The sequence below is a fragment of the Pseudescherichia sp. genome (genome assembly GCF_031987975.1).
GTDB lineage: Bacteria > Pseudomonadota > Gammaproteobacteria > Enterobacterales > Enterobacteriaceae > Pseudescherichia.
Genome location: NZ_DALZYX010000017.1, coordinates 1 through 18,444 on the forward strand (window position 1 = coordinate 1; position 18,444 = coordinate 18,444).

Annotated in this window: 17 protein-coding genes and 1 tRNA gene; 12 read left to right on the forward strand and 6 right to left on the reverse strand. The window is 57.5% G+C overall.

The features are described 5' to 3' along the window. Positions 1-104 precede the first annotated feature (104 nt). Positions 105-180: transfer RNA gene (locus tag RTN40_RS20010), tRNA-Trp, on the forward strand. Positions 181-297: 117 nt separating this feature from the next. Here the strand turns inward: RTN40_RS20010 and hdfR are convergent. Further along, the gene (gene hdfR / locus RTN40_RS20015; RefSeq protein ID WP_409418544.1) at positions 298-1,149 is read right to left on the reverse strand and encodes an HTH-type transcriptional regulator HdfR; all 852 of its coding nucleotides are present in this window, start codon (positions 1,147-1,149) and stop codon (positions 298-300) included. Between the two features lie 88 nt (positions 1,150-1,237). On the opposite strand from hdfR, the gene maoP reads away from it, so the two are divergent. Next, positions 1,238-1,576 (forward strand): macrodomain Ori organization protein MaoP, encoded by a 339-nt coding sequence (gene maoP / locus RTN40_RS20020; RefSeq protein ID WP_042395035.1) that lies wholly within the window; start codon positions 1,238-1,240, stop codon positions 1,574-1,576. Positions 1,577-1,601: 25 nt separating this feature from the next. Here maoP and RTN40_RS20025 read toward each other — a convergent pair whose 3' ends face one another. After that, on the reverse strand, positions 1,602-3,122 hold the full coding sequence (locus RTN40_RS20025) for a YifB family Mg chelatase-like AAA ATPase (protein ID WP_312229908.1): 1,521 nt from the start codon (positions 3,120-3,122) through the stop codon (positions 1,602-1,604). A gap of 321 nt (positions 3,123-3,443) precedes the next feature. On the opposite strand from RTN40_RS20025, the gene ilvL reads away from it, so the two are divergent. The 7 genes from ilvL (at position 3,444) to ilvA (ending at position 9,995) form a co-directional block, all read left to right on the forward strand. Beyond that, positions 3,444-3,542, forward strand: a complete 99-nt coding sequence (gene ilvL / locus RTN40_RS20030) for an ilv operon leader peptide (protein ID WP_001311244.1) — start codon at positions 3,444-3,446, stop codon at positions 3,540-3,542. 86 nt (positions 3,543-3,628) lie between these two features. After that, on the forward strand, positions 3,629-3,679 hold the full coding sequence (ilvX, locus tag RTN40_RS20035) for a peptide IlvX (protein ID WP_312229929.1): 51 nt from the start codon (positions 3,629-3,631) through the stop codon (positions 3,677-3,679). Positions 3,680-3,681: 2 nt separating this feature from the next. Continuing rightward, positions 3,682-5,328 carry an acetolactate synthase 2 catalytic subunit gene (ilvG, locus tag RTN40_RS20040; RefSeq protein ID WP_312229909.1) on the forward strand — a complete coding sequence of 549 codons (1,647 nt, stop codon included), beginning with the start codon at positions 3,682-3,684 and terminating at the stop codon, positions 5,326-5,328. Continuing rightward, the gene (gene ilvM, locus RTN40_RS20045) at positions 5,325-5,588 is read left to right on the forward strand and encodes an acetolactate synthase 2 small subunit (protein ID WP_042395027.1); all 264 of its coding nucleotides are present in this window, start codon (positions 5,325-5,327) and stop codon (positions 5,586-5,588) included. The genes ilvG and ilvM overlap by 4 nt, the downstream gene beginning before the upstream one ends. Positions 5,589-5,605: 17 nt before the next feature. Beyond that, complete coding sequence (locus RTN40_RS20050) at positions 5,606-6,535, forward strand: branched-chain amino acid transaminase (RefSeq protein WP_312229910.1); 930 nt, start codon at positions 5,606-5,608, stop codon at positions 6,533-6,535. 62 nt (positions 6,536-6,597) lie between these two features. Beyond that, positions 6,598-8,448: a dihydroxy-acid dehydratase gene (gene ilvD / locus RTN40_RS20055; protein ID WP_312229911.1), complete on the forward strand. Its 1,851-nt coding sequence runs from the start codon at positions 6,598-6,600 to the stop codon at positions 8,446-8,448. 2 nt (positions 8,449-8,450) lie between these two features. Next, a complete protein-coding gene (ilvA, locus tag RTN40_RS20060) occupies positions 8,451-9,995 on the forward strand; it encodes a threonine ammonia-lyase, biosynthetic (protein WP_312229912.1) in 1,545 nt (514 codons plus the stop codon). Here the strand turns inward: ilvA and ilvY are convergent. Then, positions 9,992-10,882, reverse strand: a complete 891-nt coding sequence (gene ilvY, locus RTN40_RS20065) for an HTH-type transcriptional activator IlvY (protein WP_312229913.1) — start codon at positions 10,880-10,882, stop codon at positions 9,992-9,994. The two genes, ilvA and ilvY, sit on opposite strands and share 4 nt — an antisense overlap. A 152-nt stretch (positions 10,883-11,034) precedes the next feature. Here ilvY and ilvC point away from each other — a divergent pair, with 152 nt between their 5' ends. Further along, a complete protein-coding gene (ilvC, locus tag RTN40_RS20070; RefSeq protein ID WP_312229914.1) occupies positions 11,035-12,510 on the forward strand; it encodes a ketol-acid reductoisomerase in 1,476 nt (491 codons plus the stop codon). Between the two features lie 58 nt (positions 12,511-12,568). Here the strand turns inward: ilvC and ppiC are convergent, their stop codons facing one another. Beyond that, positions 12,569-12,850, reverse strand: coding sequence for a peptidylprolyl isomerase PpiC (ppiC, locus tag RTN40_RS20075; RefSeq protein ID WP_024555327.1), 282 nt, complete (start codon positions 12,848-12,850; stop codon positions 12,569-12,571). Positions 12,851-12,933: 83 nt separating this feature from the next. Here ppiC and rep point away from each other — a divergent pair, with 83 nt between their 5' ends. After that, entirely contained in the window at positions 12,934-14,955 is a 2,022-nt protein-coding gene (rep, locus tag RTN40_RS20080; protein ID WP_312229915.1) for a DNA helicase Rep, read from the forward strand. Between the two features lie 49 nt (positions 14,956-15,004). Here the strand turns inward: rep and gppA are convergent, their stop codons facing one another. Beyond that, positions 15,005-16,489 (reverse strand): guanosine-5'-triphosphate,3'-diphosphate diphosphatase, encoded by a 1,485-nt coding sequence (gene gppA / locus RTN40_RS20085; protein WP_312229916.1) that lies wholly within the window; start codon positions 16,487-16,489, stop codon positions 15,005-15,007. Positions 16,490-16,495: 6 nt separating this feature from the next. After that, entirely contained in the window at positions 16,496-17,767 is a 1,272-nt protein-coding gene (gene rhlB / locus RTN40_RS20090) for an ATP-dependent RNA helicase RhlB (protein ID WP_312213875.1), read from the reverse strand. 135 nt (positions 17,768-17,902) lie between these two features. On the opposite strand from rhlB, the gene trxA reads away from it, so the two are divergent. Then, positions 17,903-18,232: a thioredoxin TrxA gene (trxA, locus tag RTN40_RS20095; protein WP_042394997.1), complete on the forward strand. Its 330-nt coding sequence runs from the start codon at positions 17,903-17,905 to the stop codon at positions 18,230-18,232. Positions 18,233-18,444: the final 212 nt, after the last annotated feature.

An 18,444-nucleotide genomic window follows, 5' to 3' on the forward strand; every position in this document is an offset into this window, starting at 1 on the left:
CTGCCTGTCACGCAGGGGGTCGCGGGTTCGAGTCCCGTCCGTTCCGCCACTTATTATAAAATTAAGCCTGCTCATTTATAGCAGGCTTAATAGTAAGAAAATTTAGGGGCGTAGCTCAGTTGGTAGAGCACCGGTCTCCAAAACCGGGTGTCGCGAGTTCGAGTCTCTCCGCCCCTGCCATATTAGGATCCTTTGCTTAGGCAAAGGATTTTTTTTTACCTGTCGTTTATGCTTCCACCTGCTTCAAGCCTTCCTTCCTCTTATAAATACGATGCGTCCTTGCACCGTACCCTTGAATTATTCCATCACGCTCGTTTTTAAAAGATCTTTAATCTGGCTCTGTTTGTCACTGTTCTGTAACCAAATAGCATAAAGCGGGCGTGAAAGCGTCAGCGTATCTGCCACCATATGCAGATCGGGCTTGTCCTTAGCCCAGGAAACGGGCAGCCACGTGCAACCATCCAGCGATCCTAGCTGTTGGCGTGCAATTTCCGCTGAGCTGGTCGTCAGGAGCGGGATCTCATCGCTGGCAATAAGGCCCGACTCATGCTGCTGAAAATCCGGACCCCACTCCAGGCGCAGGTAGTTCAAGGCCGACTTCAGGCGCGACGGTACGGTACAGTAGAGGGCAAGGGCAAAATGTCCCAGCAGCTGACTACTGAACTCATCCATTTTTGGGGCCTCAGTTGTAATGAGTAGATCCAACTGCCGCTCATGCAGCTGTTTTACCAGCGATTGTCGCTGTGCAATACGAGCCTCAAATTGTAAGCTTTTATGTGTCTGATAGAGGCGACCTAGCCAGCCATTCAACATACACTCCCACAGCGATGCGCTTGCGCCAATAGAGAACTCATTGTGCTGTGAGCTGTGAGCTACCTCCTTGCGTGCTGCCTGCCAGGTATTCATTAGTGTCTCTGCGTAGGGCAGAAGTTTCTCACCCGCTACCGTAAGACGAATATTATTACGGTGACGGGTGAACAGGTTTACCCCGAGCTGATTCTCAAGCTGGCGAATACGAAAACTGACCGCTGATTGCGTCAGATAGAGCGCTTCTGCAGCGCGTCCAAAGTGACGAGTCCTGCTTACTTCCAGGAAAGTTTTTAGCAATTCCGTATCCACAGCTTTCTCCGCAAAATTATTTGTCGTTATGATTTAAATGTTTTGTTTTACACTCTGTCAAGCGTAACTAATACTCCGCGCCATAAATAGCTCGGCCAAAGAATTAGGAGTGTGTAGGATGGCGGAAAGCTTTACGACGACTAATCGTTTTTTCGACAACAAATACTACCCGCGCGGGTTCTCTCGTCATGGTGATTTCACCATCAAAGAGGCGCAGCTGCTGGAGCGGCACGGTTATGCTTTCAACGAACTCGATCTCGGCAAACGTGAGCCGGTGACCGAAGAAGAAGAGCTGTTTGTCGCCGTCTGCCGTGGTCAACGCGAGCCCGTCACCGAAGCGGAACGTGTCTGGAGTAAGTATATGACGCGCATTAAGCGTCCGAAACGCTTCCATACCCTCTCCGGTGGTAAGCCGCAGATGGAAGGTGCGGAAGATTACACCGAATCTGACGATTAAGATGCAGGGGCTACGGCCCCTTTTTTTATCCCATCATTTTCTGCAAATGAATGAACAGGCGGTCAATAGCGCGATAACCCAACGCCTCCTGTAGATGTTCTCTGCGTATTGTTTCACTCTCTTCCAGATCGGCAATCGTACGCGCCACCTTAAGCAGACGTTGCCATGCCCGTATCGATAACCCAAGCTGCGCAAGCGTCACTTCAAGCCAGTCGGCATCCTCAGACACCAGCTGACAGTATTCGCGCATAGCGGCGCTTTCAAGTTGTGCATTTAACCTCTGCTGCCGTCGGCACTGGATCGCCTGTGCCGCCAGCACGCGGGCGCGCACCGTCTCACTACGCTCGCTGCGGCTAGTGGTCTGCCGCAGTAGACCCGGCGGTGGGAGGGGGATCTCCAGAGAGAGATCGAAGCGATCGAGAAACGGTCCGGAGAGCTTACTTAGATAGCGCAGCGTCTGCTCTGGCGTTGCACGATTATGGTTTCCCTGATAATGACCGGTAGGGCTGGGATTCATCGCCGCTATGAGCTGAAAACGGGCAGGGTAGGTCACCTTGGCCCGCGTTCGCGAAATATGGATCTGTCCGGATTCCGTAGGTTCGCGAAGGGCATCAAGCACGCGCCGTTCAAACTCGGGCAGCTCATCCAGAAACAGAATGCCGTTATGCGCCAGCGAAATCTCACCCGGTCCGGGAATCGACCCACCGCCCACCATAGCGGTGAGGGAGGCGCTATGGTGTGGTGAACGGAAGGGCCTGCGACGCCACTGTTTTTTAAGCATGGCAGTATTAATCAGGCTAACGATTGCCGCGTTCTCCAGCGCCTCCTGATTGTTCAATGGCGGCAGCAGGCTACTCAGGCGGCTGGCCAGCATCGTTTTACCCGTGCCGGGAGGACCAATGAGTAGCAGATTATGTCCGCCCGCTGCGGTGATCTCCAACGCCCGTTTACCCTGTTCCTGACCAATCACGTCGCTAAGATCGTTGTCAGCTCTGGCAGCTTCTTCAGCTTCAGGTGCGGCCTCCCGCAGCTGATGCTTTCCTTCCAGGAAGGCGCATACCTCCTGGAGATGTCCCGCAATCAGGCTACGAGAGGCTTGGATTAGCCCGACCTCGGCTTCGTTATCTGCGGCAACGATAATTTGCCTGCCAGCGCTCACGGCTTCCTGAGCACTGGGGATCGCGCCGGGAACGCCACGCAGCGCGCCTGTAAGCGCGAGTTCGCCGACAAACTCATAGTGACTTAAGTGGGATGCATTAAGCTGCTCAGAGGCCGCCAGAAGCGCGATAGCGATAGGTAAATCATAGCGTCCTCCCTCCTTAGGCAGATCCGCAGGCGCAAGGTTAATGGTGATCTTCTTTGCCGGAAACGTATAGCCGCTGTTGATGATGGCGCTGCGCACGCGATCGCGGGCCTCCTTGACCGTGGTTTCCGGCAGCCCAACGATAGTAAGGCCGGGCAGTCCGGCGCTGATGTGCACCTCAACCGTAATGAGCGGCGCAGTGATACCTAACGCTGCGCGTGTATAAATAACCGACAGTGACATAGCTCCTCCTGTAACGGCAAGATTATGCTCAGACAGGGAGTTTTCCAGCAGCTACGTATTTGCATTTTTACGGCATGGGTTCAGCGCGATTTTCACCAGCGATGCAATGTGTGCCCAACGCTGGGAGCAGGTGCACAGTTATGAAAAATGGTTCGCAGGTGAATTATTTTCACTTAATCTTTTTGTTATATAAAACAATACGTTTTATGAATACCTGTCGTCTCTCCAATAAAAAACTTATAAAAAAATCTTGTGTCGTTAGTAAAAACTGTGATAACTCTTTAGGTATTCCTTCGAACAAGAAGCCAGAAAGTACAGAAAATGACAGCCCTTCTACGAGTGATTAGCCTGGTCGTGATTAGCGTGGTGGTGATTATTATCCCACCGTGCGGGGCTGCACTTGGACGAGGAAAGGCTTAAAAAACAAGCCTTAACGAACTAAGACCCCCGCACCGAAAGGTCCGGGGGTTTTTTTATGACCTTAAAACAATAACGAGGAGCAAAGAATGAGCTGTAGCACAAAATTCTGTTTCTCACGATTTACAACGGGGAACTGACTATGAATGGGGCACAATGGGTAGTACATGCATTGCGAGCGCAGGGAGTCGAAACGGTTTTCGGTTATCCGGGTGGCGCAATTATGCCGGTTTACGATGCGTTGTATGACGGCGGCGTGGAACACCTTCTGTGTCGCCATGAGCAGGGCGCGGCTATGGCGGCTATCGGTTATGCCCGCTCTACCGGCAAAACCGGCGTCTGTATCGCTACCTCGGGTCCCGGTGCCACCAACCTGATCACCGGCCTCGCCGATGCGTTGCTCGATTCCGTTCCCGTTGTCGCTATCACCGGCCAGGTTGCCTCGCCGTTTATTGGCACCGATGCGTTTCAGGAAGTGGACGTTCTCGGTTTGTCGCTGGCCTGCACCAAGCATAGTTTTCTGGTGCAGTCGCTGGAGGAGCTGCCGCGCGTAATGGCGGAAGCGTTCCAGGTGGCAAACTCAGGCCGTCCAGGTCCGGTGCTGGTTGATATTCCAAAAGATATTCAGATTGCCGTGGGCGAGCTGGAGCCGCATTTTTCTACCGTTGCAGATGATGATACGTTCCCGCATGCGGACGTTGCTGAGGCCCGCCAGATGCTGGCCCAGGCGCAGAAGCCGATGCTGTATGTCGGCGGTGGGGTGGGTATGGCGCAGGCCGTTCCAGCGCTGCGTGAATTTATCGCCGCGACCCAGATCCCTGCTACCTGCACGCTGAAAGGACTGGGAGCGGTCGAGGCGGACTATGCGTACTACTTAGGCATGCTGGGAATGCACGGCACTAAGGCGGCTAACCTGGCGGTGCAGGAGTGCGACCTGCTTATCGCTGTGGGGGCGCGCTTCGACGATCGGGTGACCGGCAAGCTGAACACCTTCGCACCGCATGCCAGCGTGATCCATATGGATATCGATCCGGCAGAGATGAATAAGCTGCGTCAGGCACACGTCGCGCTGCAGGGCGATCTCAATGCGCTGCTGCCCGCTTTACAGCAGCCGTTAGCGGTTGATGCATGGCGTCAGCATGCCGCGGAGATGCGCCGTGAATATGCGTGGCGTTACGATCACCCGGGCGAGGCTATCTACGCGCCGCTGCTGTTAAAACAGCTCTCTGACCGCAAGCCGCAGGATAGCGTCGTCACCACCGATGTGGGCCAGCATCAGATGTGGTCCGCGCAGCATATGACCTACAGCCGTCCGGAAAATTTCATCACCTCCAGCGGCTTAGGCACTATGGGCTTTGGTCTGCCTGCCGCCGTCGGTGCACAGGTAGCGCGCCCGGAGGATACCGTAATCTGTATCTCCGGTGACGGCTCCTTCATGATGAACGTGCAGGAGTTGGGCACCGTGAAGCGAAAGCAGCTGCCGCTGAAGATCGTCCTGCTGGATAACCAACGCTTAGGCATGGTTCGCCAGTGGCAGCAGCTCTTCTTCCAGGAGCGCTATAGCGAAACCACCCTGACCGATAACCCCGATTTCCTCATGCTGGCCCGCGCCTTCGGCATTCCCGGCCAGCACATCACCCGTAAAGACCAGGTTGAAGCGGCTCTCGACGCTATGCTCGCAAGCGAAGGGCCTTACCTGCTTCATGTCTCAATCGACGAACTTGAGAACGTCTGGCCCCTGGTGCCACCCGGTGCAAGCAACGCACAAATGCTGGAGAAATTATCATGATGCAACATCAGGTCGCCGTTCAGGCCCGCTTCAATCCGGAAACGTTAGAGCGTGTTTTACGCGTGGTTCGCCACCGTGGCTTTCAGATTTGCGCCATGAATATGGAAACCGCGACTGATGCGCAGAGCATAAATATTGAATTGACCGTTGCCAGCCCGCGCTCTGTCGAATTACTGTTTAGCCAGTTGAGCAAACTGGTCGACGTGGCGCGCGTCGAGATCCAACAACGTTCAACCCCAACACAACAAATCCGCGCCTGAGCGCAAAAGGAAGAAAAATGACGACGAAGAAAGCTGACTACATTTGGTTCAATGGCGAGATGGTTCCGTGGGGCGAAGCGAAAGTACACGTGATGTCCCATGCGTTGCACTACGGTACCTCCGTATTTGAAGGTATCCGCTGCTACGATTCGCACAAAGGGCCAGTGGTGTTCCGCCATCGCGAACACATGCAGCGTCTGCGTGATTCAGCAAAAATCTATCGTTTCCCGGTTTCACAAAGCGTTGATGAACTGATGGAAGCCTGCCGGGCGGTGATCCGCAAAAACAATCTGACCAGCGCCTATATTCGTCCGCTGGTGTTCGTGGGTGATGTCGGTATGGGCGTGAACCCGCCGGACGGCTACGGTACCGATGTGATCATCGCTGCCTTCCCGTGGGGTGCCTACCTGGGCGCGGAAGCGCTGGACCAGGGTATTGATGCGATGGTCTCCTCGTGGAACCGCGTTGCACCAAACACTATCCCGACCGCAGCGAAAGCGGGCGGTAACTACCTCTCCTCCCTGCTGGTGGGCAGCGAAGCACGTCGCCACGGCTATCAGGAGGGGATTGCGCTGGACGTTAACGGCTACATCTCTGAAGGCGCGGGTGAAAACCTGTTTGAAGTGAAAGACGGCATCCTGTTCACCCCGCCGTTCACCTCTTCTGCGCTGCCGGGCATCACCCGCGACGCCATCATCAAGCTGGCGAAAGATCTGGGTATCGAAGTGCGCGAGCAGGTGCTCTCCCGCGAGTCCCTCTACCTGGCCGATGAAGTGTTCATGTCAGGTACCGCCGCTGAGATCACTCCGGTGCGCAGCGTAGATGGGATCCAGGTTGGCGAAGGCCGCTGTGGCCCGGTAACCAAGCGCATCCAGCAAGCGTTCTTCGGCCTGTTCACCGGCGAAACCGAAGATAAGTACGGCTGGTTGGATCAGGTTAACCCATAAGCATAAATATGGGACGGCACGCACCGTCCCATTTATTAAATAGAGTTGGGAGTAAAAAGAGCATGCCTAAGTACCGTTCCGCTACCACCACCCACGGCCGTAACATGGCAGGTGCCCGCGCGCTGTGGCGCGCAACCGGGATGACCGACGCCGACTTCGGCAAGCCGATCATCGCCGTGGTGAACTCCTTCACCCAGTTCGTACCAGGCCACGTGCACCTGCGCGACCTGGGCAAGCTGGTTGCCGAGCAGATTGAAGCCTCCGGCGGCGTGGCAAAAGAGTTCAACACCATTGCGGTCGATGACGGTATCGCGATGGGCCACGGAGGCATGCTCTATTCACTGCCGTCTCGCGAGCTGATCGCCGACTCGGTGGAGTACATGGTCAACGCCCACTGCGCGGACGCCATGGTCTGTATCTCCAACTGCGATAAAATCACCCCGGGGATGTTGATGGCCTCACTGCGCCTGAACATTCCAGTTATTTTTGTCTCCGGCGGCCCGATGGAAGCCGGTAAAACCAAGCTTTCCGATAAGATCATCAAGCTCGACCTGGTCGATGCCATGATCCAGGGCGCGGACCCGAAAGTCTCCGACGAGCAGAGCGAGCAGGTTGAACGCTCCGCCTGCCCAACCTGCGGCTCCTGCTCCGGCATGTTCACCGCCAACTCCATGAACTGCCTGACCGAAGCGCTGGGTCTGTCGCAGCCGGGCAACGGCTCCCTGCTGGCGACCCACGCCGATCGTAAGCAGCTGTTCCTGAACGCGGGTAAACGCATCGTTGAGCTGACCAAACGCTACTACGAGCAGGATGATGAGAGTGCGCTGCCGCGCAACATCGCCAGCAAGGCGGCGTTTGAAAACGCCATGACGCTGGATATCGCTATGGGCGGCTCCACCAACACCGTTCTGCACCTGCTGGCGGCGGCCCAGGAAGCTGAGATTGACTTCACCATGACCGACATCGACAGGATGTCGCGCAAGGTGCCGCAGCTCTGTAAGGTTGCTCCCAGCACGCAGAAATACCATATGGAAGACGTGCACCGTGCCGGCGGCGTTTTAGGTATCCTCGGCGAGCTGGATCGCGCCGGGCTGATGAACCGTAACGTGAAGAACGTGCTGGGCCTAACGCTGCCGCAGACGCTGGAGCAGTACGATGTGATGCTGACCCAGGACGAAGCGGTGAAAAAGATGTTCCGCGCGGGTCCGGCGGGCATTCGTACCACCCAGGCATTCTCGCAGGATTGTCGCTGGGATACGCTGGATGACGATCGCGCTGAAGGCTGCATCCGCTCGCTGGAACACGCGTACAGCAAAGACGGTGGTCTGGCGGTACTGTACGGCAACTTTGCAGAAAATGGCTGTATCGTTAAAACCGCGGGTGTTGATGACTCTATCCTCAAATTTACCGGCCCGGCGAAAGTGTACGAAAGCCAGGACGATGCGGTCGAGGCGATTCTTGGCGGCAAAGTTGTCGCGGGCGACGTCGTAGTGATCCGCTACGAGGGGCCGAAAGGCGGACCGGGAATGCAGGAGATGCTCTACCCAACCACCTTCCTGAAATCAATGGGCCTCGGCAAAGCCTGTGCGCTGATCACTGACGGACGTTTCTCTGGCGGGACCTCTGGTCTCTCCATTGGCCACGTCTCTCCGGAAGCCGCCAGCGGCGGCAGCATCGCGCTGATTGAAGATGGCGATATGATTGCTATCGACATTCCAAACCGTGGCATCCAGCTGCAGGTGAGCGATCAGGAGCTGGCCGCACGCCGTGAGGCGCAGGAGGCACGCGGTGCGGCAGCATGGACACCAAAAGCGCGCGAGCGTCAGGTCTCCTTTGCATTACGTGCCTACGCCACCCTCGCGACCAGCGCAGACAAAGGCGCAGTACGCGATAAATCCAAACTGGGAGGCTAACCGTGGCCGAATCCCAACCCTTGTCCGCCGCCCCTGAGGGGGCGGAGTATCTGCGAGCGGTGCTGCGCGCGCCGGTCTATGAAGCGGTGCAGGTAACGCCGCTGCAAAAGATGGAGAAGCTCTCGTCGCGGCTGGATAACGTGATCCTGGTGAAGCGCGAAGACCGCCAGCCGGTACACAGCTTCAAGCTGCGCGGGGCCTACGCCATGATGGCCGGGCTGACCGAAGAGCAGAAGGCGCGAGGCGTGATTACCGCGTCAGCGGGCAACCATGCGCAGGGGGTGGCGTTCTCGGCCGCACGTCTCGGGCTGAAGGCGCTGATCGTCATGCCGGTAGCCACCGCCGATATCAAAGTCGATGCGGTACGCAACTTTGGCGGCGAAGTGCTGCTCTACGGGGCGAACTTCGATGAAGCGAAAGCGAAAGCCATCGAGCTGGCCCAGCAGCAGGGCTTTACCTGGGTACCGCCGTTCGATCACCCGATGGTGATTGCCGGACAGGGTACCCTGGCGCTGGAGCTGCTCCAGCAGGATGCGCACATCGACCGCGTCTTTGTACCGGTTGGTGGCGGCGGCCTGGCGGCCGGCGTGGCGGTGCTGATCAAGCAGCTGATGCCGCAGATCAAGGTGATTGCCGTGGAGGCGGAGGACTCCGCCTGCCTGAAGGCGGCGCTGGACGCCGGGCATCCGGTGGATCTGCCTCGGGTTGGGCTATTTGCCGAAGGGGTGGCGGTTAAACGCATTGGTGACGAGACCTTTCGCGTCTGTCGGGAGTACCTCGACGATATTATTACCGTCGACAGCGACGCGATCTGCGCCGCCATGAAGGATCTGTTCGAGGATGTGCGGGCGGTGGCGGAGCCTTCCGGCGCGCTGGCGCTGGCAGGCATGAAGAAATACATCGCCCAGCACAATATCCGCGGCGAGCGGCTGGCGCACGTACTCTCCGGCGCGAACGTCAACTTCCACGGCCTGCGCTACGTCTCCGAACGCTGCGAGCTGGGGGAGCAACGTGAAGCCCTGCTGGCGGTAACCATTCCTGAAGAGAAGGGCAGCTTCCTGAAGTTCTGCCAGCTGCTGGGCGGCCGCTCGGTGACCGAGTTCAACTACCGCTTTGCCGATGCCCACGACGCCTGCATCTTTGTCGGCGTGCGCCTGAGTCGCGGGCTGGAGGAGCGTAAAGAGATCCTCGCTCTGCTGAACGAGGGCGGCTACAGCGTGGTCGATCTCTCCGACGATGAGATGGCCAAGCTGCACGTGCGCTACATGGTGGGCGGTCGTCCGTCGAAGCCGCTGAAGGAGCGTCTCTACAGCTTTGAGTTCCCTGAATCGCCCGGCGCGCTGCTGAAGTTCCTGCATACGCTGGGCACCCACTGGAACATCTCCCTGTTCCACTATCGCAGCCACGGTACCGACTATGGCCGGGTGCTGGCCGCCTTTGAGCTGGGCGAGCACGAGCCGGATTTCGAAACCCGCCTGAGCGAACTGGGTTATTACTGTCATAACGAGAGCGACAACCCGGCTTTCCGCTTCTTCCTTGCCGGCTAAGGGTTCGGCAGGATCTCCCAGAACGCGCTAATCAGCGGCTCATGCAGCCGCTTTTTTTGTGCGCAGACGCCCAGTTCGAACGGTGTCTTCTCGTCGCTGCGCTCTAAAATCATCACGCGGTTGCGCACCGGCTCGGGGCTATTCTCCAGCACCACCTCCGGAATCAGCGCTACGCCGCAGCCGAGGGCCACCATCGAGACCATTGCCTCATGGCCGCCAACGGTGGCGTAGATCGACGGGTTGCTGATCTTCTGCCGCCGGAACCACAGCTCAATGCGTTTTCGCACCGGTCCCTGGTCGGCCATGATAAAGGGCACCGTTGTCCAGTCAGGCTCCGGCATCGAGACCTGGCTGCGCACCGGGCAGGGCAGCGCCGGGGCGATCAGCACCACCGCTAGATTCTCCAGCATCGAAAAGGCCACCGCACCGGGCAGCATCTCCGGCTTGCCCGCAATGGCCAGATCCGCCTCGCCGGTGATCACGCGCTCTACCGCATCGGCGGCGTCGCCGGTGGTGAGCTTGATCTCGACGGAGGGGTGTTCGGCGCGAAACCGGTCCAGGATCGGCGGTAGATGGCTGTAGGCCGCCGTCACCGAGCAGAACAGCCGCAGCTCGCCGGAGAGCGAGGGGCCCTTCTGGTCAATGGTGTGGCGCAGCTGCTGGTACTGGAGCAGGGTTTGCTGGGCGAAGGTTCGCAGCTCGTCACCCGCCTCGGTCAGGGTAACGGTGCGGTTGTCGCGCACAAACAGCGGCTGGCCGAGATCCTCTTCCAGCCGCTGGATCTGCCGCGAAAGCGTTGACGGGCTAACGTGCATCGCCCGCGCGCTGCGGCCAAAGTGGCGGCTCTCCGCCAGGTGGAGAAAGATTTTTAGATCGCGCAGATCCATATCCAGAGCCTCTGTTTTTACGTTGCAGAAAATGCAATGTCATATTGTGAATATATCAATTTCAGCAACACATTTCCTGTCATATAGTGGGTTCATTCTCGCGAGAACGCGAACCGAACAATAAGCACGACACAACATCACGAGGTATCACCATGGCTAACTACTTTAATACACTGAACCTGCGCCAGCAGCTGGCCCAGCTGGGTAAATGTCGCTTTATGGGACGCGATGAGTTCGCCGACGGCGCGAGCTACCTGCAGGGTAAAAAAGTGGTTATCGTCGGCTGTGGCGCTCAGGGTCTGAACCAGGGCCTGAACATGCGCGACTCCGGTCTGGATATCTCCTACGCGCTGCGTAAAGAGGCGATTGCTGAGAAGCGTGCTTCATGGCGTAAAGCGACCGAAAACGGTTTTAAAGTGGGCACCTATGAAGAGCTGATCCCGCAGGCGGACCTGGTAGTTAACCTGACGCCGGACAAGCAGCACTCTGACGTTGTGCGCACCGTACAGCCGCTGATGAAAGACGGCGCGGCGCTGGGCTACTCTCACGGCTTCAACATCGTGGAAGTAGGCGAGCAGATCCGCAAAGATATCACCGTGGTGATGGTCGCCCCGAAATGTCCGGGCACCGAAGTGCGTGAAGAGTACAAGCGTGGTTTCGGCGTGCCGACGCTGATCGCCGTGCACCCGGAGAACGATCCGAAAGGCGAAGGTATGGCGATTGCTAAAGCCTGGGCCGCCGCTACCGGTGGTCACCGTGCGGGCGTGCTGGAGTCCTCCTTCGTGGCGGAAGTGAAATCTGACCTGATGGGCGAGCAGACTATCCTCTGCGGTATGCTGCAGGCTGGCTCGCTGCTCTGCTTCGACAAGCTGGTGGAAGAGGGTACCGATCCGGCCTATGCCGAAAAACTGATTCAGTTCGGCTGGGAAACCATCACCGAAGCGCTGAAGCAGGGCGGTATCACTCTGATGATGGACCGTCTCTCTAACCCGGCGAAGCTGCGTGCTTACGCGCTCTCCGAGCAGCTGAAAGAGATCATGGCTCCGCTGTTCCAGAAGCATATGGATGACATCATCTCCGGTGAGTTCTCCTCCGGCATGATGGCCGACTGGGCCAACGACGATAAGAACCTGCTGACCTGGCGCGAAGAGACCGGTAAAACCGCGTTTGAGACCGCGCCGCAGTTTGACGGTAAAATCAGCGAGCAGGAGTACTTCGATAAAGGTGTACTGATGATTGCGATGGTGAAAGCGGGCGTTGAGCTGGCATTCGAAACCATGGTCGATTCCGGCATCATTGAAGAGTCCGCCTACTATGAGTCGCTGCACGAGCTGCCGCTGATCGCCAACACCATCGCACGTAAGCGTCTGTATGAGATGAACGTGGTTATCTCCGATACCGCCGAGTACGGCAACTACCTCTTCTCCTACGCCTGCGTACCGCTGCTGAAAGAGTTCATGACCACCCTGCAGGCGGGGGATCTGGGCAAAGCGGTAGAGGGCACGGCAGTAGACAATGCCCAGCTGCGCGACGTGAACGAAGCGATCCGCAGCCACGAGATCGAGAAAGTAGGCCAGAAGCTGCGCGGCTATATGACCGATATGAAGCGTATCGCCGTCGCCGGCTGATAAAACTCCGACAAAGAGATGTAGGCCCGGTAAGCGCTAGCGCCACCGGGCTTTTTTATTAGTTACGGTACAGCACCTTAATGATGTGGTAACCAAACTGGGTGTGGAGCGGGCCGGTTGGCTCCAGCACCGGGCAGGAGAAGACAACCTTATCGAAAGCCGGCACCATCTGGCCCTGGCGAAATTCACCCAGGTGACCGCCCTTCTTGCCTGACGGGCAGGTAGAGTGTTTCTTCGCCAGCTTCTCGAAGTCGCCGCCGTTTTTGATCTGCTCCAGAAGATCCAGAGCCAGTTTCTCTTCTTTAACAAGGATATGCATTGCTGCCGCTGTTTTTGCCATGATCGTGCCTTGAGTGGGGTGGTTTAGGCTGGCTATACTACCACGCGTTTTTTCTCCTCTCCCGACTTTCATTGAGTGATCCCATGCGTCTAAATCCAGGGCAACAGCAAGCCGTCGAATTTGTCACCGGACCCTGCCTGGTACTGGCAGGGGCTGGATCCGGTAAAACCCGCGTCATTACCAACAAGATAGCGCACCTGATCCGCGGCTGCGGCTACCAGGCCCGGCATATTGCGGCGGTGACCTTTACCAACAAAGCCGCACGTGAGATGAAAGAGCGCGTGGGCCAGACGCTGGGGCGCAAAGAGGCCCGCGGCCTGATGATCTCCACCTTCCACACCCTGGGGCTGGATATCATCAAGCGCGAGTACGCCGCGCTGGGCATGAAATCTAACTTTTCGCTCTTTGACGATACCGATCAGGTAGCGCTGCTTAAGGATCTGACCGAAGGGCTGATCGAAGAAGACAAAACGATCCTTCAGCAGCTGATCTCGACGATCTCCAACTGGAAAAACGATCTTATGACACCGGCCCAGGCGGCAGCGCAGGCAAAGGGTAAGCGGGATCGTATCTTCGCCCACTGCTACAGCCTGTACGACGCCCATATGAAGGCCTGTAACGTGCTGGACTTCGATGACCTGATCCTGCTCCCGACGCTGCTGCTCCAGCGTAACGAAGAGGTGCGTGAGCGCTGGCAGAACAAGATCCGCTACCTGCTGGTGGATGAGTATCAGGATACCAACACCAGCCAGTACGAGCTGGTTAAGCTGCTGGTGGGGGCGCGGGCGCGCTTTACGGTGGTAGGCGATGACGACCAGTCGATCTACTCCTGGCGCGGGGCGCGTCCGCAGAACCTGGTCCTGCTCAGCCAGGATTTCCCGGCGCTGCAGGTGATCAAACTGGAGCAGAACTACCGTTCGTCGGGGCGCATCCTGAAGGCGGCCAATATTCTGATCGCCAATAACCCACACGTTTTTGAAAAAAAGCTCTTTTCAGAGCTGGGCTACGGGCCGGAGCTGAAGGTGCTCAGCGCCAACCATGAAGATCATGAGGCCGAACGCGTGACGGGCGAGCTGATTGCGCACCACTTTATCAATAAGACCCAGTACAAAGATTATGCCATTCTCTATCGCGGTAACCATCAGTCGCGAGTGTTTGAAAAGTTCCTGATGCAGAACCGTATTCCGTACCGTATCTCGGGCGGCACGTCGTTCTTCTCGCGTCCGGAGATCAAGGATCTCCTGGCCTACCTGCGGGTACTGACTAATCCGGACGACGACAGCGCCTTCCTGCGCATCGTTAACACGCCGAAGCGAGAGATCGGCCCGGCGACGTTGCAAAAGCTGGGCGAGTGGGCCAACTCGCGTAATAAAGGGCTGTTTGCCGCCAGCTTCGACATGGGTCTCACCCAGACGCTGAGCGGGCGCGGGTATGAGTCCCTGACCCGCTTTACCCACTGGCTAAGCGAGGTACAGCGTCTCTCTGAACGGGAGCCGATTGCCGCAGTGCGCGATCTGATCCACGGTATCGACTATGAATCCTGGCTCTATGAGACCTCCCCCAGCCCGAAAGCGGCTGAGATGCGGATGAAAAACGTCAACACGCTCTTTAGCTGGATGACCGAGATGCTGGAAGGTTCAGAGATCGACGAGCCGATGACGCTCACTCAGGTGGTGACGCGCTTTACGCTGCGCGACATGATGGAGCGGGGGGAAAGCGACGAGGACTCGGATCAGGTTCAGCTCATGACCCTGCACGCCTCCAAGGGGCTGGAGTTTCCCTACGTCTTCCTGGTTGGTATGGAAGAGGGGCTGCTGCCGCATCAGAGCAGCATCGACGAAGAAAATATCGACGAGGAGCGTCGGCTGGCCTACGTAGGCATCACCCGGGCGCAGAAGGAGCTGAACTTTACCCTGTGTAAAGAGCGCCGTCAGTATGGCGAGCTGGTACGACCCGAGCCGAGCCGTTTTCTGCTGGAGCTACCCCAGGACGATCTTATCTGGGAGCAAGAGCGCAAGGTAATAAGTGCAGAAGAGCGGATGCATAAAGGGCAGGCGAGTATCGCGAATATTCGCGCAATGATGGCGAAAGCTAAAGCTAAATAGTAATGGAACCGGTAGGTCGGGTAAGCGCAGCGCCACCCGGCACAACCGACTAGTTGACCGCCAGCGCCCAGTGGACGTAGCTCTGCCACTGGCACTCCTGGCTCAGCATCTCAGCTCCCAGCGGATGCGTTGCCAGCCAGCTCTCCGGCAGGGTTAGCGTTAGCACTTCACCGCTGGCAGCCAGCGAGACTTCGGGTAAAAACTCATCCCGGCGGCGGCTGGCAAAGATAATCGCCAGGCGCAGCAGACGACAGAGGTGCTCCGCCGTACGCGGCGGCACGGCATTTTGCTGATGCAGGGAGGAGAGATCGACCGGGTTGGTCTGGTTGAGCAGCAGCGTGGCCAGCAGCTTCTTCTGCGCCGGGGTAAAGCCGGGCAGATCCAGGTTACGCACCAGATAGGCAGCGTGCTGGGAAGCGTGCTTAAAATCGACGCTCAGGCCAATTTCATGCAGATAACAGGCGCTAAGCAGCAGCTCGCGGCTTAACGGCTCCAGCTGCCATTCACTCTGAACCTGCTCCGCAAAGCGGGAGGCAAGCTGGGCCACGCGCTGGGCCTGGCCAGAATCCACCATAAAGCGGCGCTGAAGATTGCGCAGCGTGCGGCTGCGAATATCGTGATCGACGGGCAGATGCAGCATGCCGTAGACCAGGCCTTCACGCAGCGCGCCGCCGGCCAGGGTCATGCCCTGAACCTCCAATTCGCTAAAGATGGCGATGAGGATCGCCAGCCCGCTCGGGAAGACCAGCGCCCGTTCAAGCGTCAGCCCTTCAATCTCCAGCTCTTCCAGCCGACCGCATTGAATAGCGCGCTGCTTTAGCTGCTGCAGTTTGGCAAGGGTGATGCACTCATCCATGCCCTGCGCCATCATAATCTCCTGCAATGCCTGAACGGTGCCGGAGGCACCGACGCAGATTTTCCAGCCGTGACGACGCAGCTCATCGGCCACCGGGAGCAGAACCTCCCGCGCCGCCTTCTCTGCTGCATCGAAATTTTCCTGGGCCAGATTGCGATCGGCAAAGAAGCGCTCAAGCCAGGTGACACAGCCCATCGACAGGCTAAAGAGTGAAGTAGCGTGCGCACCGGTGCCGGTCACCAGCTCGGTGCTGGCGCCGCCAATATCGACCACCAGGCGGCGATCGTCCCCGCCGGTCGTGTGGGCCACGCCCTGATAGATCAAGCGCGCCTCATCTTCACCGCTAATCACCTGGACAGCCGTACCTAAAATCTCCTGCGCGGTGGCAAGGAACTGCTCGGCGTTAACGGCCAGGCGCAGGGTCGCAGTGGCGACCACCCGGATCTGCATCGGCGGAATATCCTGCAGCCGTTCAGCAAACAGGCGCAGGCACTGCCAGCCGCGCGCCATGGCGTCCGGGGAGAGCCGGTTATCGCGATCCAGCCCTGCCGCCAGACGGACTTTACGTTTGATGCGGGTCAGGGTCTGTATACTCCCCGCCACCTCGCGCACAACCAGCATATGAAAACTGTTCGAACCTAAATCAATAGCGGCATAGAGCGAGTTAGAGGTGAGCATAGGAGATTAACCTGAACGACGTCTGTTACGTGGCGCACCACCACCGGTACGGCGCGGGCCGTTGCCCGGACGAGTACGCGGCAGGCGCTTCGGCGGCGGCAGCTCGCTGAGCAGCGCATCCGGATTGTATTTACTGACCGGAATCGAGTGATCGATATAGGTCTCAATCGCCGGCAGGTTCAGGGCATACTCTTCACAGGCAAGGCTGATGGAGTGCCCACTTGCGCCCGCGCGACCGGTACGGCCGATACGGTGGACGTAGTCTTCGCAGTCATCCGGCAGATCGTAGTTAAAGACGTGAGTCACGGCAGGAATATGCAGGCCGCGGGCAGCAACGTCGGTCGCTACAAGGATGTCGAGATCGCCACGGGTAAACTCTTCGAGGATCCGCAGGCGTTTTTTCTGCGCCACGTCGCCGGTCAACAGCCCAACGCGGTGGCCATCGGCAGCCAGGTGGCCCCAGATATCCTCACAGCGGTGCTTGGTGTTGGCGAAGACGATAGCGCGATCCGGCCACTCTTCTTCGATCAGCGTCTGCAGGAGACGCATTTTCTCTTCGTTAGACGGATAGAAAAGCTCTTCTTTAATACGGTGGCCGGTTTTCTGTTCCGGTTCCACTTCCACATACTCGGCGTTGTTCATCTGCTCAAACGCCAGCTCACGCACGCGGTAAGAGAGCGTCGCGGAGAAGAGCATGTTCAGGCGCTGGTTTGTCGCAGGCATGCGACGGAACAGCCAGCGGATGTCTTTAATAAAGCCGAGATCGTACATGCGATCGGCTTCGTCCAGCACCACGACCTGGATCGCGCCCAGGTTGATATGGTTCTGTTTTGCGTAATCGATCAGGCGGCCGGTGGTGCCGATAAGGATATCAACGCCGCTCTCCAGCACCTTAAGCTGTTTGTCATAGCCGTCGCCGCCGTAGGCGAGGCCCAGTTTCAGGCCGGTAGTCTGTGCCAGCGGCTCAGCATCGGCATGAATTTGCACCGCCAGCTCACGGGTTGGAGCCATGATCAGCGCGCGCGGTTGGTTCACCTTGCGGTCTTCGATCGCCGGGTGAGAGAGAAGATAATGAAACGTTGACGTCAGGAACGCCATCGTTTTGCCGGTACCGGTTTGCGCCTGTCCCGCAACATCACGACCCGCCAGCGTTAGCGGAAGGGCCAGTGCCTGAATGGGTGTACAGTTATGAAATCCTTTATTTTCAAGGGCTTCAATCACCTTCGGGTGCAGGGCGAAGTCGGAAAACTTCTGTTCTGTTAAATGTGTTTTGCTCATAGTGTGGTAGAATATCAGTTTACTATTGCTTTACGAAAGCACATCCGTTCAAATAAACGGGGTGAAATAACGTCAACCTTTAGCCAGGCTATGCTACAGACCTTAATAAGGTAGACATAATCCTGTGGAGTAAATATGAGCGATAAAATTATTCACCTGACCGACGACAGTTTTGACACGGACGTACTCAAAGCGGAAGGGCTGACCCTCGTCGATTTCTGGGCAGAGTGGTGTGGTCCGTGCAAAATGATCGCCCCGATTCTGGATGAGATCGCTGACGAGTACCAGGGCAAACTGACCGTGGCTAAGCTGAACATTGACCAGAACCCGGGCACCGCGCCGAAATACGGCATCCGTGGTATCCCGACCCTGCTGCTGTTCAAAAACGGCGAAGTGGCGGCGACTAAAGTGGGTGCACTGTCCAAAGGGCAGCTGAAAGAGTTCCTTGACGCTAACCTGGCGTAAAGGCTCTAACCGTCTGGCGTCTGGCACTCCTAATTTTAGTGGATTGCTGGACGCCCGGCGTTAGTCGTGCTAAGTTAGTTTTGACTTCGAAATAAACATATCTTTGTGATTTGAACCTTGTCAGTTTGAATCATGTTGTACCCGATGCTTCCCGCCAGCCACAGCGCCGCGAGAGAAGCAGATAGATTCCGGGCTTGTCACTCAATCCGTCT

What these genes read in the sequence shown, in the direction of transcription:
- ilvC (WP_312229914.1), top strand. Translation starts at nt 11,035, where the DNA reads ATGGCTAACTACTTTAATACACTGAACCTGCGCCAGCAGCTGGCCCAG.
- ilvM (WP_042395027.1), top strand. Translation starts at nt 5,325, where the DNA reads ATGATGCAACATCAGGTCGCCGTTCAGGCCCGCTTCAATCCGGAAACG.
- RTN40_RS20025 (WP_312229908.1), bottom strand. Translation starts at nt 3,122, where the DNA reads ATGTCACTGTCGGTTATTTATACACGCGCAGCGTTAGGTATCACTGCG.
- ilvL (WP_001311244.1), top strand. Translation starts at nt 3,444, where the DNA reads ATGACAGCCCTTCTACGAGTGATTAGCCTGGTCGTGATTAGCGTGGTG.
- gppA (WP_312229916.1), bottom strand. Translation starts at nt 16,489, where the DNA reads ATGCTCACCTCTAACTCGCTCTATGCCGCTATTGATTTAGGTTCGAAC.
- rhlB (WP_312213875.1), bottom strand. Translation starts at nt 17,767, where the DNA reads ATGAGCAAAACACATTTAACAGAACAGAAGTTTTCCGACTTCGCCCTG.
- ilvG (WP_312229909.1), top strand. Translation starts at nt 3,682, where the DNA reads ATGAATGGGGCACAATGGGTAGTACATGCATTGCGAGCGCAGGGAGTC.
- ilvD (WP_312229911.1), top strand. Translation starts at nt 6,598, where the DNA reads ATGCCTAAGTACCGTTCCGCTACCACCACCCACGGCCGTAACATGGCA.
- maoP (WP_042395035.1), top strand. Translation starts at nt 1,238, where the DNA reads ATGGCGGAAAGCTTTACGACGACTAATCGTTTTTTCGACAACAAATAC.
- ppiC (WP_024555327.1), bottom strand. Translation starts at nt 12,850, where the DNA reads ATGGCAAAAACAGCGGCAGCAATGCATATCCTTGTTAAAGAAGAGAAA.
- trxA (WP_042394997.1), top strand. Translation starts at nt 17,903, where the DNA reads ATGAGCGATAAAATTATTCACCTGACCGACGACAGTTTTGACACGGAC.
- rep (WP_312229915.1), top strand. Translation starts at nt 12,934, where the DNA reads ATGCGTCTAAATCCAGGGCAACAGCAAGCCGTCGAATTTGTCACCGGA.
- RTN40_RS20050 (WP_312229910.1), top strand. Translation starts at nt 5,606, where the DNA reads ATGACGACGAAGAAAGCTGACTACATTTGGTTCAATGGCGAGATGGTT.
- ilvY (WP_312229913.1), bottom strand. Translation starts at nt 10,882, where the DNA reads ATGGATCTGCGCGATCTAAAAATCTTTCTCCACCTGGCGGAGAGCCGC.